General features: G+C 25.6%; 20 protein-coding genes and 2 other RNA genes. 10 read left to right on the top strand and 12 right to left on the bottom strand.

Annotated features, from left to right (window positions below; genetic code table 4):
• Window positions 1-14: 14 nt before the first annotated feature.
• Window positions 15-776: an MAG0110 family membrane protein gene (locus EXC33_RS00300; RefSeq protein ID WP_046097090.1), complete on the top strand. Its 762-nt coding sequence runs from the start codon at window positions 15-17 to the stop codon at window positions 774-776.
• An 8-nt stretch (window positions 777-784) separates the two neighbouring features.
• Here the strand turns inward: EXC33_RS00300 and EXC33_RS00295 are convergent, their stop codons facing one another.
• Genes EXC33_RS00295 through mnmE form a run of 5 tightly spaced genes read right to left on the bottom strand, consistent with a single transcriptional unit; the run spans window position 785 to window position 5,116 of the window.
• Window positions 785-1,789 (bottom strand): NAD(P)H-dependent glycerol-3-phosphate dehydrogenase, encoded by a 1,005-nt coding sequence (locus EXC33_RS00295; protein ID WP_046097089.1) that lies wholly within the window; start codon window positions 1,787-1,789, stop codon window positions 785-787.
• Window positions 1,789-2,202, bottom strand: a complete 414-nt coding sequence (locus EXC33_RS00290) for a hypothetical protein (RefSeq protein WP_046097088.1) — start codon at window positions 2,200-2,202, stop codon at window positions 1,789-1,791. Before EXC33_RS00290 ends, EXC33_RS00295 begins: the two co-directional genes overlap by 1 nt.
• On the bottom strand, window positions 2,193-2,984 hold the full coding sequence (rsmA, locus tag EXC33_RS00285) for a 16S rRNA (adenine(1518)-N(6)/adenine(1519)-N(6))-dimethyltransferase RsmA (protein ID WP_046097087.1): 792 nt from the start codon (window positions 2,982-2,984) through the stop codon (window positions 2,193-2,195). Before rsmA ends, EXC33_RS00290 begins: the two co-directional genes overlap by 10 nt.
• Window positions 2,968-3,765 (bottom strand): TatD family hydrolase, encoded by a 798-nt coding sequence (locus EXC33_RS00280; protein WP_046097086.1) that lies wholly within the window; start codon window positions 3,763-3,765, stop codon window positions 2,968-2,970. Before EXC33_RS00280 ends, rsmA begins: the two co-directional genes overlap by 17 nt.
• A 1-nt stretch (window position 3,766) precedes the next feature.
• Window positions 3,767-5,116 carry a tRNA uridine-5-carboxymethylaminomethyl(34) synthesis GTPase MnmE gene (gene mnmE, locus EXC33_RS00275; RefSeq protein WP_046097085.1) on the bottom strand — a complete coding sequence of 450 codons (1,350 nt, stop codon included), beginning with the start codon at window positions 5,114-5,116 and terminating at the stop codon, window positions 3,767-3,769.
• A gap of 52 nt (window positions 5,117-5,168) precedes the next feature.
• Between mnmE and fmt the strand changes: the two genes are divergently transcribed.
• Window positions 5,169-6,008: a methionyl-tRNA formyltransferase gene (fmt, locus tag EXC33_RS00270; RefSeq protein WP_046097084.1), complete on the top strand. Its 840-nt coding sequence runs from the start codon at window positions 5,169-5,171 to the stop codon at window positions 6,006-6,008.
• A gap of 98 nt (window positions 6,009-6,106) precedes the next feature.
• Window positions 6,107-7,888, top strand: a complete 1,782-nt coding sequence (gene dnaK / locus EXC33_RS00265; protein WP_046097083.1) for a molecular chaperone DnaK — start codon at window positions 6,107-6,109, stop codon at window positions 7,886-7,888.
• A gap of 23 nt (window positions 7,889-7,911) precedes the next feature.
• Here the strand turns inward: dnaK and EXC33_RS00260 are convergent, their stop codons facing one another.
• From EXC33_RS00260 to EXC33_RS00245, 4 genes are all read right to left on the bottom strand, one after another.
• On the bottom strand, window positions 7,912-8,979 hold the full coding sequence (locus EXC33_RS00260) for a ZIP family metal transporter (protein ID WP_052717039.1): 1,068 nt from the start codon (window positions 8,977-8,979) through the stop codon (window positions 7,912-7,914).
• A gap of 7 nt (window positions 8,980-8,986) precedes the next feature.
• Entirely contained in the window at window positions 8,987-9,727 is a 741-nt protein-coding gene (locus EXC33_RS00255) for a YebC/PmpR family DNA-binding transcriptional regulator (RefSeq protein ID WP_046097082.1), read from the bottom strand.
• A gap of 78 nt (window positions 9,728-9,805) precedes the next feature.
• Window positions 9,806-10,666 (bottom strand): HpyAIV family type II restriction enzyme, encoded by an 861-nt coding sequence (locus tag EXC33_RS00250; RefSeq protein WP_046097081.1) that lies wholly within the window; start codon window positions 10,664-10,666, stop codon window positions 9,806-9,808.
• Window position 10,667: 1 nt separating this feature from the next.
• A complete protein-coding gene (locus tag EXC33_RS00245; protein WP_161792745.1) occupies window positions 10,668-11,486 on the bottom strand; it encodes an alpha/beta fold hydrolase in 819 nt (272 codons plus the stop codon).
• A gap of 94 nt (window positions 11,487-11,580) precedes the next feature.
• Here EXC33_RS00245 and EXC33_RS00240 point away from each other — a divergent pair, with 94 nt between their 5' ends.
• The 4 genes from EXC33_RS00240 (at window position 11,581) to smpB (ending at window position 15,940) form a co-directional block, all read left to right on the top strand.
• Window positions 11,581-13,002, top strand: coding sequence for a DUF2179 domain-containing protein (locus tag EXC33_RS00240; RefSeq protein ID WP_046097079.1), 1,422 nt, complete (start codon window positions 11,581-11,583; stop codon window positions 13,000-13,002).
• A 94-nt stretch (window positions 13,003-13,096) separates the two neighbouring features.
• A complete protein-coding gene (gene gyrB, locus EXC33_RS00235; protein ID WP_046097078.1) occupies window positions 13,097-15,022 on the top strand; it encodes a DNA topoisomerase (ATP-hydrolyzing) subunit B in 1,926 nt (641 codons plus the stop codon).
• 110 nt (window positions 15,023-15,132) lie between these two features.
• Window positions 15,133-15,453: a thioredoxin family protein gene (locus EXC33_RS00230; protein WP_046097077.1), complete on the top strand. Its 321-nt coding sequence runs from the start codon at window positions 15,133-15,135 to the stop codon at window positions 15,451-15,453.
• 46 nt (window positions 15,454-15,499) lie between these two features.
• Window positions 15,500-15,940 (top strand): SsrA-binding protein, encoded by a 441-nt coding sequence (gene smpB / locus EXC33_RS00225; RefSeq protein ID WP_046097076.1) that lies wholly within the window; start codon window positions 15,500-15,502, stop codon window positions 15,938-15,940.
• A gap of 23 nt (window positions 15,941-15,963) precedes the next feature.
• Here the strand turns inward: smpB and EXC33_RS00220 are convergent, their stop codons facing one another.
• Window positions 15,964-16,317, bottom strand: a complete 354-nt coding sequence (locus tag EXC33_RS00220; RefSeq protein ID WP_046097075.1) for a hypothetical protein — start codon at window positions 16,315-16,317, stop codon at window positions 15,964-15,966.
• 47 nt (window positions 16,318-16,364) lie between these two features.
• On the opposite strand from EXC33_RS00220, the gene rmuC reads away from it, so the two are divergent.
• Window positions 16,365-17,852, top strand: coding sequence for a DNA recombination protein RmuC (rmuC, locus tag EXC33_RS00215; protein WP_046097074.1), 1,488 nt, complete (start codon window positions 16,365-16,367; stop codon window positions 17,850-17,852).
• 13 nt (window positions 17,853-17,865) lie between these two features.
• Here the strand turns inward: rmuC and EXC33_RS00210 are convergent, their stop codons facing one another.
• Entirely contained in the window at window positions 17,866-18,849 is a 984-nt protein-coding gene (locus EXC33_RS00210; protein ID WP_046097073.1) for a LacI family DNA-binding transcriptional regulator, read from the bottom strand.
• A gap of 85 nt (window positions 18,850-18,934) precedes the next feature.
• Between EXC33_RS00210 and ffs the strand changes: the two genes are divergently transcribed.
• An RNA gene (ffs, locus tag EXC33_RS00205) (signal recognition particle sRNA small type) lies at window positions 18,935-19,029 on the top strand.
• A gap of 48 nt (window positions 19,030-19,077) precedes the next feature.
• Here the strand turns inward: ffs and ssrA are convergent.
• Window positions 19,078-19,450: a transfer-messenger RNA gene (ssrA, locus tag EXC33_RS00200) on the bottom strand.
• Between the two features lie 41 nt (window positions 19,451-19,491).
• On the opposite strand from ssrA, the gene EXC33_RS00195 reads away from it, so the two are divergent.
• A complete protein-coding gene (locus EXC33_RS00195; RefSeq protein ID WP_129727249.1) occupies window positions 19,492-21,795 on the top strand; it encodes an MAG1360 family OppF-related protein in 2,304 nt (767 codons plus the stop codon).
• Window positions 21,796-21,835: the final 40 nt, after the last annotated feature.

The following is a 21,835-nucleotide window of genomic DNA, read 5'->3' as shown; positions in this document are numbered from 1 at the left end:
TTCCAAGGAGATAGATGGATAATCTTTACAATAACAATTCCTATACTGAAGCTGATGCAAAACCAAAATTAATTAAAAAAACTTTATTTTCTTCAAGCATGATGTGATTTGCAATTGATTTAATAATTGCCCTTGTTTCAGGTTTTATATTTTCTTCAATTACTCCTATAGTGAATTTTGTCTACAATACTATAGCAGGATCTATAACAATTATTGTTGCTGCAGTTGTTTTAATAGTTTTACTTTTTGTTTTTAATAGTCAAAGAAACAAATACAAAGTTAAAAGCATGATTGTAACTAGCATTATTTCCATGATATTACTGGGTTTTACAGTCTTAATGTCAGTTTGCTATGCTATAAAAATCAATACCTCTTTAGAAAATCCCTCTTTTCTTTTAGCAGTATTTTTAATACCAGCAGCTTTCATGTTTTTCATGGGCTTAATAGGAGCATTAAATTTAATTAAAATCAAGATAGTTTATCCTTTGATGATAATTGCTTTTCTAGCCTTATTAATTTCTTCAATTGTTTCATGATTCATTTTCAACAATACTTTGGAAATAGTAATTGTTTGTTTAGGAATAGTTTTAACAGCTCTATATATGGCAATTGATTGATTTATAATGCTTAAGACAAATAAAAAATTAAACGAAATGTTAGATAGTGAATACAAAAGAAAAGAAATTTTGGTTTCTGGAATATATTTTGGTTTACACTTTGCCTTCGACTATGTTTATATGCTTGCTTATATCGCTAGATTGTTAGGTAGAAAATAAAAATCACGTTATGTGATTTTTATTTTTTCAATGAAATCTAATAATAAATTAGGTTCTTTATTTTTAAAAAGAATTTCCAAAATGCTGTCTAAAAAAGGCGCATTATAATCTATTTTCATTAATAATTCCTTAAAAATTAAAGCATTTCTATAACCTTCTATTGTTGTTTTATTAGATTCTAATGCTTTTTCTATACCCAAATTTTTTATTTTTAAACCGAAAGTAAAATTTCTACTTTTCTCAGAAGTACATGTTAAGAAAGTATCTCCTATAGCAGCAAAAGAATAATCTATTGGATTAACAACCTTAATATCTTTATAGAGAGCTTTTTTGATATTTCTTATTTCATTAAGAGCTAAAGTCAACAAAGCAGCTTCAGGATTTTTATCATTTGTCAAAGCTCTTAAAATACCCATTCCTATAGCATAAACATTTTTTAAAGACGCAAATAACTGTGCTCCGTAAACATCATCTGAAATAAAAGCTTTAAAGTATTCATTCTCAAATAAAGACGCTACTTTACTAATATAAGATTTTTTTTCTCCAACTACATTTACCATAGTTAATTTACTATTGAAAACTTCTACAGCAAAAGAAGGGCCCACTAAAGTTGCTAAATTATTTAAATTTGATCCAAAATATTGTTTTAAAGCGTCTGAATAAAATTTCTTTGTTTTAGAATCAATGCCTTTAGCAACGTTAAGAACATTAATTTTTCTATTTTTTAAAACTTTATTTATTTTAGGTATTACAACTTCAAAAGCATTTGATGGTACAGCTAAAACTAAATAATCTATATTTTTTAAAGCGCTTTCTAAATCATTTGTTGCTCTGATATTTTTTGTATTATTAAATTCTTTTTCTTGAAAATATTTCTTATTAAAACCTTTATTTATATCTATTATTTCTTCGTCATTAATTCCTCACATCACAATTTTATGATTGTTATATGATAATACTGAAGCAAGTGCGCTAGCAAAAGCTCCTGTGCCAATAAAAATTATTTTAGCCATTATTTACCTACCCTGCTTGTTTTTCTTAGTGCAGTAAAATTAAACGCAAAAATACAACTATATTTGTATAACTTAAGAGCTTTTTTATCATCTTCTTCTTTTATTGCTTTTTTAAGAGCCAAAACTGTAAAGATAAAGGAGATAAAATTGAAAACAAAAATAATTGAAATAATAATGCCTATTGTTAATAAAAAACCTAAAACGATAAAGAAATTATCTTCGTTTAAATCCTTGTCTAAAATTTTTACTGCAAAAGGTAAAATAATAAATCCTATTCCAAAGAGTAATTGAAACAACAAAGAAAGAATTTTAATCTTTCTTTTTCTATAATAATTTCCTTCTTTACTATTTCTTTCTTTGTAGGAAACTAATAAATCATAAAAATCATATTCATATATATAACTTATATACATTGCTTACCTTTTTCTAAATCGTTAAACAAGTTAATTATTTGTTCTAAGCTTAATTGTTGAATTCTTATTGATTCAACAAAATTATTTTTTCTATAAGCATTTTCAATATTTATTATTGAATATTTTTGTTTCAAACTAAAGGATAATTTTTTTCTTCTTGCTAAAAAACATAATTTAAAGAAATCTTTCATTTTTTCATAATTATCATTTTTTTCTTGTTTAAAAACTATTTTTATAACTGCCGAATTCACCTTTGGAATAGGAGAAAAAAGTTTTTTATCTACTTTAAATTCTTTAGTTATTGTTGCAATATAGTTTGCTGTTAAAGTTAATTTAGAATACTCATTTGTATTTACTTTTGCTACTAACCGATTAGCAACTTCTTCTTGTACCATGAGAATCACTGTTTTAAAATTCATTCGATTATCGAATAATTTAAATAATATATTTGAAGTAATGTTGTAAGGAATATTACCTACTATCACATAATTTTTATATTCGTCTAAATTTACATCTAAAAAATCTGCCTTGATAAGTTGTTTTTCGTCAAGAATATTATTGTCAAGTAAATATTTTTGCATATCTTTATCAATTTCAAATGCAAAAAAATTATCTGCTCATTTTGATAAATATTTGGTTAAAGCCCCTGTCCCAGGCCCTATTTCAAGAATATTTTTATTTTCATATTTAACTAATTCAATAATTTTGTCTACAACTTCCTTACTAACTAAAAAATTTTGACCAAATCTTTTTTTTGCTTTTATATTATTTTCTTGATACATTGATTTTGAATAATTCCCTTGTATTTTTTAAAATTTGATCAGCTGTTTTTTCTACTGACATTTTTTTAATTCCTGCTATGTATAAAACAGTATGAATAACATAGTTTGGATAATTTAATTTACCCCTTTTTGTTGCCGGGGATAAGAAAGGCGCGTCTGTTTCAGTTAAAATTCTATCAATAGGCATTCATTCTAAAACTTCAATTGTTTTTTTAGCATTTTTATATGTTGCGATTCCACTAAAACTAAAATAACAACCCAATTCATAAAATTTTTTTGCTCAATTAATATCACCACTAAAAGTATGAATCATAAATTTAACATCATTATGATATTTTTTTATTATTTCATATAAGTCCTCATATGAATCTCTCATGTGAATCACTACTGGTAATTTATATTTTTTAGCTACTTCAATTTGTGCAATAAAGCTTTCTTTTTGAATTGATTCAATTTTTAATTGCTCTTCATAACTTTCTTCATTTCTAAAGAAATAATCTAAACCTATTTCACCTATTGCATAGGTATTTTTGTCAATTTGTTTTTCTAAAAATAAAGCATCACTTTTACCTTTAACTTCATGAGGATGAACTCCTAAGACTGCAAAAGTATAATCATATTTTTGACATATTTTTTTAACTTCTTCATTCTCTTTTAAAGAACATCCAGTAACAAAAATTGCTGCTAAACCTTTCTTGTGCGCTCTTTCAATAACTTCATAATTATCTTCATAATATTCTTTTAAAGGATGTGTATGAACATCGACAAATTTTATGCCCATTTTATTTACCTAAACAAAAATTCTTAAACATTTCATCTAATAAATCTTCGTTATCTGCCCTTCCTGATATATCAACTAAATTAGCTCAAGCGCGTCTAATATCTACAATAGTTAAATCAGCATCTAAGCCATTTTTCAGAGCATTAATTGCTTCATCAATATTATTCTTAGCTTGAATAATTAAAGATAATTGTCTTGCGTTATTAACAAATTCATCATTAGTTAGATTATCTAAATTAAAAGAATTAACTAATTCATTTTTTAAATTATCTATATCTTTTTTAATAGCACTAATAAATACGTAATTGCCTTTTTTATAGCTCTTTTGATCAATCAAATCAGTTTTATTAATAACTTTAATTAATTTTTTATGCAGATTTAAAGCTTCTAGATCAACTTTTTTATCAAATTCGTTTTCCTCTTGTTTTGGATCAAAAACATGAATGATAATGTCTGCTTTTCTTATTTGTTCAAAAGCCTTTTCAATACCAATTTTTTCAATTTTTAAATCTGTTTTTCTTATTCCCGCTGTATCAATTAATTTAAACAAAATTCCATTAATTTGATAGGAAGCTTCTATAATATCTCTAGTTGTACCAGCTTCATCAGTTACAATCGCTTTTTCTTCATTTAGTAAACAATTTAATATCGAAGATTTACCTACATTTGGCTTGCCTAAAATCGCTACTTTAATTCCCTCAAAAATTAATCTAGAATTTTGACTACTATCAATTATTTTGTTAAGTTTACTACTAAAATTTTCTAATTTTTCTAAGAGATTATTATTTAAAATATTTTCTACATCATCATATTCTGGATAATCAATATTTACTTCAATTTGACCTATTAAAAACATCAATTCTTTTACTAAATTATTAATTAATTCACTCGTTTTACCGTCAAATTTTTTAACAGCATATTCTGTTTGTTTCAAAGTAGTTGCATGAATTAGTTCATTAATTGCTTCAGCTTTAATTAAATCCATTTTGCCATTTAAAAAAGCTCTTCTGCTAAATTCGCCTGGTAAAGCCATTCTTGCACCATTAGCTAAAATCAATTCAAGAATTCTATTTGTTATAACAATTCCACCATGACAGTTAATTTCTACAGTATCTTCGCCTGTAAAAGTATTATTTCCAATAAATCAAGCTATTAGAACTTCATCAACTAACTTGTTATTATCAAAATTATTGACGATGTTACCATATGTAATTTGTCTATTTTGTCCAATTTTCCCTGTAAAAAGTTTCTTTACTATACTGACACTTTCAGGACCACTTATTCTAATTATTGATATTGCTTGATTAATTTTTCCGCCCGAACTTATAGCTGCTATTGTATCGTTAAACATATTAATATTATAAATTAATAACTTTGACTAACTTTAGAATTATAATTATCGTATGCTTAAAATTGTCTTAGCAGGAACTCCTAAATTTGCTGTTCCAATTTTTGAAGAAATTATTAAAAATTTTAATGTTTTAGCAATTATTTCGCAACCAGATAAACCTTCTATTAGAGGACATAAAATTTTACCTACCGCTACTAAATCATTAGCAGAAAAATATAATATTAAATGTTTTCAACCAAATAAAATTGCTGATATCGAAAATGAATTAAAATCTCTTGGATATGATTATTTAATAACTGCTGCATTTGGACAATATATACCAACTAAAATACTTAATATTGCAAAAAAAATGAATCTCAATGTTCATGGTTCTTTACTTCCTAAATATAGAGGAGCATCACCAATACAATACTCATTATTAAATGGCGAAAAAGAAACAGGCATTTCTTTAATGGAGATGGTTAAAGAAATGGATGCTGGTGATATATTTGCAAAATTGACTTATAAAATAGAAGAATATGATACTGCTGATATTCTTTTTGAAAAATTAAGCATATTAAGTTCAAAAAAAATTGTAAAGTGAATAAAAGACTTAGACAATAATTTATTAACCAGAGAAAAACAAGATTCAAATTTAATTACTTTAGCTCCTAAATTGAATAAAGAAGATGCTTTTTTGAATTCCAATTTAAAAAAGCAAGAAGCACTTAATAAAATTAAAGCTTTTTCATCTAATCCGGGCTGCTATTTATTCCTAAATAATAGAAGATTAAAAATATTTTTAGCAACTGATAAAGAAGTAAAAAATACTATAAAGATAGATTTTGAAGATGGTCCCATATATTTATTAGATTATCAATTTGAAAGTAAAAAAAGAATTAAACTCATTTAGTTCTTTTTTATATTTTAATCGAAAAAATTAGCAATTTTGTTTATTCTCTGCTAAGTTTATGCTAAAATAATTTTAGTTTAATTCGAAAGGAGCTAAAAATGGCAAAAGAAATTATTTTAGGTATTGACTTAGGAACAACAAATTCTGTTGTTTCAGTAGTCGAAAATACAAAACCAATCGTATTAGAAAATCTTAATGGTAAAAGAACCACCCCTTCAGTAGTAAGTTTTAAAAACGGCGAAATTATTGTTGGTGAAAATGCTAAAAAACAAATAGAAACTAATCCTGACACAATTGCTTCTATCAAAAGATTAATGGGTACTAATAAAACCGTAAAAGCAAATAATAAGGAATATAAACCAGAAGAAATTTCAGCAATGATATTAGAATATCTTAAAAAATATGCTGAACAAAAAATTGGCCATGAAGTAAAAAAGGCTGTTATTACAGTTCCTGCTTATTTCGATAATGCTCAACGTGAAGCTACTAAAATAGCCGGAAAAATAGCAGGATTAGATGTTTTAAGAATTATTAACGAACCTACTGCAGCTGCTCTTGCTTTTGGCATCGATAAAACAGATAAAGAGAAAAAAGTATTAGTTTTTGACCTTGGTGGTGGAACTTTTGATGTTTCAGTTTTAGAATTAGCTGGTGGAACTTTTGAAGTATTATCAACTTCTGGAGATAATCACTTAGGTGGAGATGATTGAGATCATAAAATTGTTGAATGGTTAGTAAAGAAAATTAAAGAAGATCACAACGTTGATGTTAAAAACGATAAAATGGCTATGGCCCGTTTAAAAGAAGCAGCAGAAAAAGCTAAAATTGATTTGTCTTCATCAGTTACAGCAAACATATCGCTTCCTTTCCTTTTATTTACTAATGGACAACCAATTAATGTTGAAACAGAATTAAAACGTAGCGAATTTGAAAAAATGACTGCTGATTTACTAGAAAGATGCAAAAAACCTATCGAAAATGCTCTAAGCGATGCCAAATTAACATCTAGTAATATAGATGATGTTTTAATGGTAGGTGGTTCAAGCAGAATGCCTGCTGTACAAGAATTAGTTGAAAAAATTACAGGCAAAAAACCTAATCATTCAGTTAACCCAGATGAAGTTGTTGCTTTAGGTGCTGCTATTCAAGGTGGAGTTTTAGCGGGTGATATCAATGATGTTCTTTTAGTCGACGTAACTCCTTTAACCTTAGGAATTGAAACAGCGGGTGGAATAGCTACTCCTCTTATTCAAAGAAATACTAGAATTCCTATTACAAAAAGCCAAATTTTCACAACATTTGCTGACAATCAAACATCAGTAACTATTCAAGTTGTACAAGGTGAAAGACCCCTTGCAAAAGATAATAAACTTCTAGGAGTATTCAATTTAGATGGAATTGAAGCAGCACCTAGAGGAGTTCCTCAAATTGAAGTAAGCTTTAAAATAGATGCAAATGGAATTACTACAGTAACTGCTAAAGATGTTAAAACTAACAAAGAACAAAGTATTACCATTAAAAATTCAACTAAATTAAGCGATGAAGAAATTGAAAGAATGGTTAAAGAAGCAGAAGAAAATAGAGAAGCTGATGCCAAAAAAACTGCTGACATTGAAATTTTAGTTAAAGCAGAATCATTAGTAGCTAGATTTGAAAGTTCACTAAATGAAAATAAAGATAAAATGAACGAAGAACAAATTAAACAAGCTCAAGAAGAAATAGACAAACTAAATGATTTAATAAAAGAAAAGAAATATGATGAATTAAGAGAACAAATTTCTAAATTTGAAGCGGCTTTTGAGCAAATTTCGAAAATATACGAACAACAAAATAATAATTCTACAAATGAAGAAAACAAAGATTTTAAAGAAGAAAAATAAATCACTTTATGTGATTTATTTTTTTATCCACCATGGCTGTGAAAAGAAAGAATAATTATACACGTTATAAATCCTAAGAAAAAGGTTAATAAAACCTTACTAAAGATTTTTTTATCATGATGAGAATGATAAAATTCGGGTAAGAATTCTACTATTGCTGTAAAGATAAATACTCCTCCAATTAAAGCATTAGCAAATGCCATAATTTGTGGATAGTAGTTAATATAGCTTCCAAAATACATACCAATAAGTAATAAAGGTAAAAAAATTAATAAAGAAGCAATTGATCATAGAGAGGCTTTTCAAGGCGAATAGCTCATTTCTCTTTGTCTAAAATAAAATATTAAAATTTCAGGAATTATGTGCAAAATAAAACTAACTAAAAATGCAAAACCAAGTGTACTAGATGTTCCTATAGAAAATCCAGCAAAACTATTTAAACTATAACCAATAAATAAACCAGAAGGAATTCTATGTGTTAGTAATAATAATAAAGCGACTACTTTATTGGAAGCTTTTGTTTTTTGATTAGTTTCTAAATGATTATTTTCTGTACTATGACTAGGTGCAATATCGTGATTATGATGAGTTTGAGAATCATTACTATGCTCAATAGTATGAAAATGAATTAAAGCTACTGCTTTTGGATCATTTTTAATTGATTTTAAAGAATATATATAACGAACTAACTGCCTTAACGAAAAAGCAAGTACTATTCCTACTATCACTCCTCCACCTACTAGCAAAATATTTCAACCATAAGTTGCTGCAATAGAGGGCACATTTATTTTAGTAGTGCTTACTTCTAAAGCTTCTCGTAAAAACCCAAAAACGGCCATAGCAATAAAAAAACCAGTAGAAAAGGCATATAAAATTACACTAGCTTTTTTGCTTAATTGCTTCTTTTTGACAAAAGGTAATATTAAACAGATTAATAAAGGTATTATTAAAAATACAATAAATCCTAATAAAGTAATATAAAACTGTGCTAAATGTGTTTCACTTTCCGCATTTCATATATCTAATAAATTACCATGCGCACTTTTTAATCTCTCAACTAAATTAAAAATCGCATTTTTAAAATTGGACATTTATCTTTTATTCTATTTCTAAATCAATATTGTGAAACACTTCCTGAACATCATCGTCATCTTCTAATTGCGCTATAAATTCAATAAGTTTTTTGGTTTTTTCTTCATCAAATTTGACTATAGAATTAGGTAAATAAGTAACTTCACATTGAATAAAATCGCTAATTCCTAAGCCTTCTTCAATTGCAATTTTACATTGACTAAAATTTTCAGGCGTAGTGGTTATAACATAACTTTCTTCGGTAATTTCAAAATCATCTGCTCCATTATCTAAAGCAACCATTGTTAGGCTTTCTTCATCAATTAAGTCTTTAGAAATTTCTAAAACTCCTTTGTGATCAAATTGAAAAGGAACTTGTCCAGTTTTACCTAAAACAGCATTTTGACGATTAAAATACATAGTCATAGAAGATTTAGTTCTATTCATGTTGTCACTTAAAGTTTTAATTAAGAATGTAGCCCCACCTGTAATTGTGGCATTAAATAATGTTTCTAAATACTTTGCTCCGTCTTTGCCTTCTCCTTTTGCTTTTGCTAATGCTCTTTCTATATTTGCTTTTGGCATATTTTTACTTTTTGCTTTAGAAATAGCAAGCTTTAAAGTTGGATTAATTTCAGGATCTGCTCCTGCAGGAGCTGTTGCTGCTACATATATTTCTTTGAATAATTTTTGAAAAATTTTCCCCCTTGCAGCATCTTGAGCGCCCTTACGATGTTTAATATTTGCTCATTTTGAATGTCCAGCCATGGTTTCCCGCTTTCTACTTTTAATAAATCTTATTTAATTATAAGATTAGTTTTGATTTTTTAATTATTAACTTTATGCTTAATCGATTTTTCTTTCTTTTAATACTTTAAAAAAATTAGAATCAGGATTGTGCAAATCAAAAAGTTGCTTTCTAATTTCTATATAAATTTTTTCTTGAGATATTAATTTTTCTCATGCTGAATTACTTAAAGTAAGCATAAATTCATAAGTTTCTGGATCTGTATCTAAATTTGGTAATTCATTAAATAAATTTTGATTATTTAATTTAAATTTAGTTTGATTTATTTCCATAGAAATTCAAAATTCTTCATCAGCAAATTCTTTAAAAAGTTCTGAACCATAAAAAACATTGAACTTAACATTGTTTCCTAATTGCGCTTTTTTATCGCATAATTCGTTAAAAATGAATTTATTTTGTACGAAATTATCTTCCATAAATCAGAGATAGAATTTAATCTTTTTATCTTTAAATTTATCTATTAACAAGCTAATTTGTTTAATACAATTTTCAAATAATTCATCTGCTTTTTTTATTGATAAATCATCTCTTTTTCTTTGCCATATAAAAATTATTTCTTCTTCACTTAAATACGAATGATTAAACCTTATTTTTACATATTCTTCTTGATTATTTTCTTCTTCTAAAAATTCTTTATTATCATTTTTAACTAGGAATAAATTTTCGCTTTGTTGATAACCTTTTTGAGCAAAAAATAAATCAATTAATTGATTAATATATTTGAAATAGTCATTTTCTTGAGTTCTCAAAAAAGATTGTTTTAACTTAATCTTAAAATCGAATGGATTTAATAGAGAATAATATCTATATGGAGAATTAATAATTTTTAATAATAGCCGAGGACCAATTTTATTATTTAATTTCAATTTAATTTCATTTTCGAATTCTTCGTATTTCATATTATTTTTCTTTCTTTGAAAGTTTTAAAGGCGAAAAAAGCATAATCTTTTTTATTCTTGCTTGAAAATTATTGTTAATTATATTAATTATTTCACTAGAAAATTCAGCTATTGGAGAATGACCTATTCCAACTATTTTGTAATTTATCTTATTGTCTAAAGCAAAAGTTAAAAGATTATTAGTATTTATAACATAATCTTTTTCGCTAATTAATAGAAGCATTTTGCTCTTGTTTTTTAAATATTCTAGATTAAGTTTATCTAAAAAATTTTTATCAAGGACACACTCTTCGATTAATTTGCTATATATACTTGACTTAGAAAAATTTCTATTAAGTCTTTCAAATTTTTTGAATCTGTCAGTTAAATTATCAACAGCATTTCCTATAAATTTATTAACTAAATTACTTGGTTTATAAATTTTTTCTAATAACGAATAACTAAAAGATTTATCAATAAATGGGTGCAAAGGATTCAATAAAATTAATTTTGTATTTTTTTTATCATAGGTTAAAAAATTAGCTATTGCTCCTCCCATAGAATGAGCAAAAATAATTAAATTTTTTGAGCGAATTTTCTTTATTAAGAAGTTAACTGATTTTATTCAATAATCGAAAGAAATAATTCCTTTTTGTTCCAAATAATACTTATTACCAGGCATATTAATACATATTATGTTAAATTTTTTTATCCCTAATCAAAGCGGTTTAAATATATCGCTAGAGGAATTTATTCCGTGAATAAAAAGCATTGTTGTATCGCTTTTATTGTTGATAAAAACTAATGGAATTTTAATTTTGTAGAAATTAACCCGGACCATTTTTGACATATTTTACATTATAAAATTAAATTTAGTCATATAATGGAATTTATTGCGACATTTTAGATCTTAATTTTTATGAAAAGGAGGTTTAATGACACTTAATGACGAAAAAGAAAATTTTAAAACAATAGATCAAAAAGTAAATTCTGATGAAACTAGTGTGGAAGAAAATGCAGATGGATCAATGTTTGATATTTTTACTAACGAACCAGATTCTCCAATTCAACAAATAATAAAGAAGAAAAATACTAAATATAGATATACAAAGCTTTCAAATTTCGTTTTAAAATTCTCGCGTTTTTACGCACCAATGCCTATATATAAAATTGCATTATTTACAGCCTTTTTTGCGATTATTTTTGGTGTTGTAGGTATTTTCTTTGTTAAAAATCCTGGAATTTATAATTTTGGTTTAGCAGCAATTGGACAAGCTATTTCAAGATTAACTAATGTCTTATTAAGATCAAATCCTGAAATTACAGTAACTATCTATAACATTATTGATCAAGCTTTATTCTGAATTCTTTACTTAATTTTAAGTATTCCAATTTTTTGATTCGGTCTTAAAAAAGTAGGTAAAACTTATACTTGATTAACTTTAGAATTTCTTGTAATAAGCAGTTTAGTTTCGTTTGCTTTAGGTCAAATTCCTAATATTGGAAATGTAAATATTTTCGGCGATTTCACCACAGCCTCATTATCAGATAATTTTAAAAACGCTATTGCTCAAGATTTATGATATGGGAAAACATTAATTTGACAGTTAATACCGTTACAATGAAATGACGGAGGAGCAATAGTTGCACAAATTATTTTTGCTGTTGTTTATGGAATCATTCTTGCTTTCTTTTTCGCAATAATTGCTATTATGGGAGGAGGAGCAGGAGTAACGGGAATTATAGGCGAATATATGTCTACAGTTAAACATAAAAACTTTGGAACTATAAATTCATACATCAATATAGTTATCATGATAATTTCGGTTTTAATAGGTACTTATATTGCTGGTAGTCTTGTTTTAAACGATTTAAGTAAATTAGTTGACAATTACAATAAAAATGGATTAAATTCTCTTCCTGAAAATATTAGAAATGCTTTTAGCTCTAGCAATTTAGACGGTTTAACTAAATTAGCTAAAAACGAATGAAATACTACTTTATATTTTTCTCCAAACATGATTTCAACTTTTATTTGTAACTTTGTTTTTGCTGCGGCTCTTAATTCGTTGTTCCCAAGATATAAAGTTATTCAACTCAAAATATTTTCTCCTCATATGAGCGCTATTAGAAAAGTTATTGTTGAGGATAAAAAAACTATCAATAGTTTTACAATTAGTAAAGGTATTGGTGGATATTCAGGTCACGAAATGAAAGTGTTAACCGCTATTACCTTATATAAACAAGTTCCTCGTTTGATTAAAAAAATTAGACAAATTGATCAAAATTCTTTAATTACAATAAATAATATTGCTGCTGTCGATGGTAATATTTATATTCCTGAAAGCAAGTTTTAAGATAACCGCGGTTATCTTTTTTTTATTAATATTAATAACTTAATTAGAATGCATTTTAAGTATAATTATTAAACTTGATATTTTAAGGAGAAATATGAGCAATAATGAATATGGTGCTTCAAGTATCAAAGTTTTAAAGGGTCTTGAAGCTGTTAGAGTTAGACCAGGAATGTATATTGGAACAACTGGCATTAGAGGATTACACCATTTGATATGAGAAATAGTAGATAATTCAGTTGACGAATGCATGGCTGGTTTTGCAAATGAGATTAACATTACTGTTACTAAAGAAAATTACATAATTGTTGAAGATAATGGTAGAGGTATTCCTGTTGCAATTCATCCAGAAACAGGCCTTTCAACTGTAGAAACTGTTTTAACTGTCTTGCACGCTGGCGGAAAATTTGATTCTGAAACATACAAAGTTTCTGGTGGATTACACGGAGTAGGAGCTTCAGTTGTTAATGCCTTAAGTGACGATTTTGAAGTTTGAGTAAAAAGAGAAGGCAAAATTCACTATGCTCATTTCAATAACGGTGGTCAAATTGCTCAATCATTAAGTGTTATAGGTACAGTAGATAATAATGAAACTGGAACTAAAATAAAATTTCATCCAGATTTTACAGTTATGGAACATAACGAATTCGATAAAGATGCAATCATAGATCATGCTAAACAAATCGCATATTTGAATAAAGGATTGAAAATAACTTTAATTGATGAAAGATATGATGTAAAACAATCTTTTTGCTTCGAAGGTGGAATTATTGATTATGTCAAAGAACTTAATAAAGGACAAAAATTAATTCATAGCGAAGTTATTTATGCAGAAGGCGAATATTCTCATGGTGAAGATGCACCTGTGCAAGTAGAAGTAGCTTTACAGTATAACGAAAGAGTTACGGGAAATGTTGTATCTTATGCTAACAATATAATAACTATTGAAGGTGGAAACCATGAGAGAGGTTTTTATGATGCTCTTGTAAGACTGATAAATAATTATGGAATTGATGCTGGATTAATAAAAAAAGAAGAAGACAAAATCAATAGTGAAGATGCTAAAGAAGGAATTGTTGCAATTATTTCGATTAAACATACCAATCCAATTTTTGAAGGACAAACAAAAGGTAAATTAGGAAATAAAGACGCAAGAATAGCTGTAAACAAGGTTCTTTCTGATTCTTTAGAAAGATTTTTAAATGAAAACCCTAACGAAGCTAAATTAATTGTTCTTAAAGCTTTATCAGCCAAAAAATCACGTTTAGCTGGTCAAATGGCAAGAGATGCTGCTAGAAAAAAATCTGTTTTTGAAGGTGGATCTTTACCTGGCAAATTAGCAGATTGTACTTCTAAAAATGCGGAAATAAGTGAACTATATATTGTCGAAGGTAATTCTGCTGGCGGATCTGCTAAAATGGGAAGAGATAGATTAACTCAAGCTATTTTGCCTTTAAGAGGTAAAGTAATAAACGCAGAAAAAAATCAAGCTAGAAAAGTATTTGCTAATGAAGAAATTCAATCTTTAATCACCGCTTTAGGAACAGGCATTAGCGAAGAATTCAATATTAATAAGTTAAGATATCATAAAATAATTATCATGACTGATGCCGATGTAGATGGCGCACATATTAGAACTTTACTTTTGACTTTTTTCTATCGTTATTTTCGTGAATTGATTGAATATGGTTTCATTTATATTGCTCAACCTCCCCTTTATAAAATTCAACAAAATAAAAATGTTTCATACGCATATAACGATAAGGAAAAAGAAGAAATTATTAACTCTCTAAATCCTAACATTAAAATAAATATTCAAAGATATAAAGGATTAGGAGAAATGGACCCTGATCAACTTTGGGAAACTACAATGAATCCCGAAACTAGATTAATGTTACAAGTTCAAATTGAAGATGCTGCCAAAGCAGATTGAATTTTTACTACTTTAATGGGTGATGAAGTTGCTCCTAGAAGAGAATTTATTGAAGAAAATGCTAAGTATGTAAAAAATATTGACTTCTAATTTAATTATCATAAAAAATCAAAAAGTGCATTTTTGTTCAAAAAAATGCACCTTTTTTATACTTTTTGTATTTTTTTCTCTATAATACAACTTGTAGTAAGGAGTCAAATATGCAAGTTAAAGAAATTACTGGACCAGAATATTATGAAACATATTCTAAAACTAATGATTTATATGTTTTAGTTTTTCATGCTGTATGATGTCCGCCATGTAAAATGTTTAAAATCACTCTTGATGAATTAACTGAAAAAAATAATATTCCTGTTTATCGTGTTGATGTAGATGGCAGTGATAATACTAAAATAAAAAATGAATTTCAAGTTACTTCTATGCCTACTTGATTCATATTTAAAGAAGGAAAAATGGTACAACATGGTTTAGGTTATTTACCATATCCTGCGTTCATTAAAGAAGTTGAAAAACATCTATAATTCGCTGAAGCGAATTATTTTTTTATTTTTTCCTATAATATAAACTATGAAAATAATAAGCGATAATCGTCGTGGTTTGCATGGATATAAAATTTTAGAAACTTATGAATGTGGCCTTGTTTTGGAAGGTTGAGAAGTAAAGTCAGCAAGAAATCAAAATGTTAATTTAGCTTTTTCTTACTGTTTTTTTAGAAAAAACGAACTTTTTATTCACAATGCTAATTTTAAAAGTTACATGCTACAAAAAAATGACGAAAATCGAGAACGTAAATTATTGATGCACAAAAATGAACTTATTCGTTTAGAAACTAAATTAAGTAAACTTCAAAGCAGTACAATAATTCCTACTAAAATATATTTGAATAATAAAAATTTAATAAAAATAGAAATCGCTCTTGTTATAGGCTTAAATAAAAGTGATAAACGAGAAGCGATTAAGAAAAAAGATAACGAAATGTATATTAAAAAAAGCAAGTTATATTACTAAACTTGCTTTTTTAAATTTTTAAACTATGAATTTCCAGATAATAATTGATAGATTAAAAGTCCTGATATTGAAAAAAGAGAAAGAAAACAAATTAGCGATAACAAAAAAACAATAACAATGAATACTTTATATTTTTTACTATTTATGTTAATTTCCTTAGGAACTTTTTTGTTTGCTTTTTTTATTTTACGAGCTTTTATCCAATCTTGTCTTAGATCTTTATTTATAATGTTAATGTATATTGAAATAAAAATAATCATTGCTATAGTAATTAAAAAAATAATAGAAGGTACTATATAGCTTAATAGATACAAACGACTAGAAGCTATGTTATATAAATTATTCCTATTTATAGTAGCAATAGAATAAAATTTCATATGATTATCTTACCACATTATTTAACTAGAAACCAGGAAGGCAATGAATGCAAAATGAAGCTCTTATAATTAGCAATATTATTTGTATTATTTTATTAATTATTCTAACTAGTTTGGTTATTTTTTTCTTAGTAAAAAATAAAAAGATTTTAAGTAAAAAAACAAAAGTTGAAAATGACGAATTAAACTATTTTAAAGTTGAATTAGTAAAATTATTCTCTGAATTAGAAACTAAATTAAGAACTGCTTTAATTGATGAATATGCTTCTAAAAATAATAAAATATTAAATGAAATAAATGAAAAATTTAATAAGGCTAATTTTGAAATAAATGAAAAAATAAATATTTTTTTAAATGAAAATAGATCATTTAATAAAGATTTTATTAACAATATCAACTCATTTTTAATTACCAATCAAGATTCGATTAAAAACGTTCTTTTGCAAAATATCAATGAAAATGTTAGACAAATAAATAATTCTTTAAACTCGCAAATAATAAGCGGACCTGATTCTTTAACTAATAGGTTAAATAATGTATTAAATAGTAATTTAAATTCCTTTCATAATCAATATAAACAAGATATTAGCAGTATTAGAAATGAAATTAATGAACAACTTAAATCTTCTCTTGTTAAAAAAATCGAAGAAGAATTTCAAAATACTTCTAATACGATAAAAGAACTTAATCATTCTGTTTCTACAATAGGAGATGTTAACAATAATGTTAAACAAATAATAAATATTTTTCAAAATAACAAAAAATTTGGTCGTATGGGTGAAAGATTGCTTGAAGAAATCATTAAATCTGCTTTAGGTGAAAATATGGAAGGAATATTATATGAATTTCAAAACTCTGACGGCGAATTAAAAATTCCAGATGCGAAAATTTATGTCATAGATCCTTATAGCACGAATGCAAATAACAAAATCTATATTCCCGTTGATTCTAAATTTAGCGCTTCACTATATTCAGATTTTTTAAATGACAAAATTAACGAAGAAGAAACCATAAAAGAATTTATTTCTAGACTTAAAAGTGATTTTAAAAAAGTGGCCTCATATTTAAAAGAAGGTCTCACTACTGAAAAAGCAATAATGTTTATTCCTAGTGATAGTATTTTTTACTTCATTATGAGTAATCAAAAATTAAGAGAAATTGTAGAAAATAATATTAATAAAGTCATTTTAACTTCTCCTTCAAATATTATTTGATATTTAGATTTAGTTAAAAGAAATGATTGAAGTATTAAAATTGCTAAATCTATGGACCAAATTAAACATACTTTAGAAATAGTTAGAGACAACTATAAAATAATTATTAAAGCTCTTGAAGATGCTTCTTCTTCGCAACAAAAGGCTCTAAAATCTACAGATAAAGCAAAATTATCTTTGGATAGACCTCTTAAGGAATTAAATAAAACCTTTAAAATTATGAATTTAAAAGAAAACAATGAGTTTATTTCCCTAAGTGATGAATTTATTAATAATAATGAACAAATTGCTGAATCAGTCGATGAAATAAATGAAAAATAATAAAAAATGATCATTAATTAATTTGATCATTTTTTATTATTTTAGGTACATATTGTAGGTCTAATAAATCATTTTTGCCTTCTTTAGAAGTTCTAGAAATAATCATTCTATCTATTTGTATTCCTAAATAGAATCAATCTTCTAAAATCTTAAAAGAATATTTAGCAAAATTATCAAGTATTTCAGGTTTACCTATATCAGTTATAGGTATATCGTTAAGTTTATTTGTAGCCATTAATGCTAAATAAGCGTTATGAGACGAACAAATTATTAAACGATAATCGTTAATTTTTAATCTATTTACTGCATCATTAATATGTTCCTTGTTATAAGGATCTAAACGATAAATTTGACCAGTTGTTTTATTTGTTTCGACTCCACTTATAAAACCATTTCTCTTTTGCGTTTTTTCTTTCTTTACAAGATTAACATCTTCAATGTAAGCTATTTTATTAGGATAACCATTAAATTTTTCAAGCGATAAAATAATCAATTGATGAAAGGCTCTAGTATAATCAATTTCAAGCGAATTAGCTAGTTTGCTACGATAATTAAACAAAAATATTTTATTTGATGATTTATATTGAAAAATTGCTTCTTTAAGTTTTGTTTCATCAATGTGATCATCAAAAACAACAAGTGCATAAAAATTATTTCTTGTTAACTTGGAGATTTTTTTAATAAGAGAGGCTTGATTATTCGTACTATATATGCAAATTAAATTTTTTCCTCTTTTTTTTGCAGAAAAACTAAGTCCTTGAATGATTTCGTTCATGTTTTCGTTACAATCTTTAGGCATAACAACAAAAATTGAGTTTTGTAAACTTTTAACAGGGTTTTGTTTACTTGATTCATAATGTATATCATGTTTAAGTAAAATGCTTTCAATTACTTCTCTTTTTTTATCACTAATATAACCGCCGTTATAATATCTACTTATCGAGCTAAGAGAAAGACCTGTCAATTTAGAAATATCTTTATAATTAAGCTTATGCATAGTACATATTTTAATATATCTTATGAAATTTTTGTATTTTAAATGTGACTTTTTTCATTTTGTTTAAAAGTAAGAAATGCTATAATTTAACGGCTAACAGAATGATAACCTTATAATCTGGTCAGGATAGAAATATAGCAGCCACATTAAGAAGTGCCATGTCTGTTGGCTTTTTATTATAAAAACTGCAATTTGAGTATTGCAGTTTTTATTTTGGTCATAATGATTTGGTGGAGATGACGGGAGTCGAACCCGTGTCCACATAAGAAACTTAAATAACACTTTTTACAGTTTAGTTACTTTTTGATTAATTACTAGTTTCTAAAAATAACAATAACCACTAGTAATAAAGTTTAATCAACTTCAAACTTCGCTCTTAACCAAATTTATGAACTTAGAGCTAAAATTCATAAACCACTTGCCGCTATTAACTAAGCAAAAGCAAGATTTGAAAAAGTTGCTTGTTGAGCAACTAATAATGGTTGAATTTTAGATTCAACTGCTTTTTTATCTTCTGCGATTCTAAAGCCTAGAAGCATTATAGTTTGCCAAACTACTGATGTTAAGAAAACCTCCAACATGTCGAAGCCATTACATCCCCAAAACATTTTGTTTATTTTCAAATTTATTATACTTTTAAATATGGACAAAAAGATTCTTTTTTCGTTAGAAAATTTCATCGAAATTTTTTCAAAAGATGATTTTAATGCTGTTAAACAAATTGACATTTATGAAAAAAATCCTACGTTATTTTTTGTTGATAATAAAGATAATTTTCTGTTCAAAAACAATGCTTTGAATAAAATTTTTACAGATAAGCACACTATTAAAAACTTAATTATTAACGAAAATGATGAATATTCAATATATTACAAAGACAAAGATATTCTTCCCCATATAAAAATACTTAATTTAAAAGATATTAATAATTCAAACAAAGAAGCTGTTTTTATTCAAAAATTCCATGATATTAAAAAGTATTTTGCTAATTCTAATGAAGAGAGAATTAAATCTTTTAATGAAACTACTAACAAATATAAATATGCTCTGAGAAAAATTCTCTTTAATTCTCTTTCTCAATATATACTTAACATTAATAACAGCATCAAGCAATTAAACGAATTAAAGTGTAAAATAGATATAAATAACTTTTTTTTGAGTGAAAAAGATATATTAGAAAAAATTGATAATTTTCATTCTGCTAATGATAATTTAATAATTAATTCTGTAATTAATATTTATGAAATAATTAACGATTTAAAAATAAAATTTGATTTTTTTATTAAATCTAATGATCAATCTTTAGATTTTCTCGGCGATACTAAAATTAAACATGTCGAAGAATCGATTAAAATAAATAAAATTATTAGTTCAAAAGGTGAACAATATTTGATAAATAAATTACAAATTAGAGACCATCTTAAAAATCTTGATTTTTTAATTGATAGTAAAAATAAATACATTAAAAGAAGAAATAATACTTATTTTAATTATTTAATCAATTGATATAAATCTAATATTGCAAATAAAAAATATATTCTCAAAAAAATAAAAAGAAAAACTTCTGCATACTTACTTACTTATAAAGAATTAGCAATAAATTCTCATATTTATAAACTAATACAAAAAAATAGAAAAGCCTTTTTAAGTTTCAACAGCGTAAATTTAAGAAAATTTAAAAAGGAATTAGATTTTCAATCTAAACTTTTTATCGCAAATAATTTAAATTCCAATAAATTCAATAAACTAAATAATTTTGAAAACAAGATCAACAAAATAATAAAAAAACAATTCGCAATTAATTTCGAACAATATCGAAACTCAAACTATGAAATATTAAATGATTTTAACTCTCGTATAAACGAAAATAAAAATGCTATAAATAAGCTTAAAAAAGAAAAAATTCTTACCGATCCCTATCCTTTATCTAAAAATGTTGTCTATGCTTTAAATGAACAGTTAAAAATTTTAAAGTCAGAATATGATTGAAAAAATAAAAATATTGCCAAGAGCTATTATGCAAAATTAAAATATAATCCTTGGTTAGCAAATAGTATTGATACATTTAAAAATAGTTATTTAGAAATTCTTAATAAATATAAAATTTTGTGTATTAAAACTGAAGAGAAATTTGGTCTTCATTCGCCTGTAACTAAGGCATTTACAACAAAATATAATTATTATAGTTATTTCATGTTTTTCTTTAATTTACTAGTTAAAATTAAAAATTTCATAATATTGAAAAATAAATTAACTAATGTTGACGTTGGCAATTTTTTATCTTTTTCCAATTTAATTGACATATTAAGAGAAACTGATGTAGATATTAGAAAAATTCTTCAATACAATTCATTTGTTTCTTTTAAAGATAACTTAAAAATCAATCTTCTTTCAATTTTAATTACAAATCCTAAATTAATATTTATTGTTGATGATTTCAATAACAGTAATTTGAAAGAAAAAATTGAATTTCTTAGTGATATGAATAAACTAATGCTTAAGAAAAATCGTTCTTTTGTTTTTATTACTCATAACAAAAACTTTATTGATAACACAATGTTTAATAATATTTACCTATTTAATAAAAATAGACTTCTTGAATATGGAAACATAAATAAAATAATCAACGAAAGTTTCTATAAATTTAGAGAAGTTGAAGATAGCCAATCTTATTTTTTAGCTAATAATACGTTACTAAACGATTATCTCTTTACTGATAATTTTATTTTGGAAAATGAACATAATGCAATAACGTCTGCAAGTGATATCTTGAATTGATACAATCATAACACTCCAATTGATACAGTTTCAATTAGTTATTCCACAGAAGATGAAATAGAAAACGAAATTAAAAACAAGACTGCTTTAGTAAATCATCTTGATAATTTGGAATTTTTTATTGCCGATTTTACAAATAAACACACTAAAGAATCAAACATAAAATAGCCAAAATAAACTTCTGGCTATTTTCATATCTGTCTAAAAT

Source organism: Mycoplasmopsis meleagridis (genome assembly GCF_900660695.1).
Lineage (GTDB): Bacteria > Bacillota_I > Bacilli_A > Mycoplasmatales > Metamycoplasmataceae > Mycoplasmopsis > Mycoplasmopsis meleagridis.
This window is presented reverse-complemented; position numbering and strand designations above follow the sequence as displayed.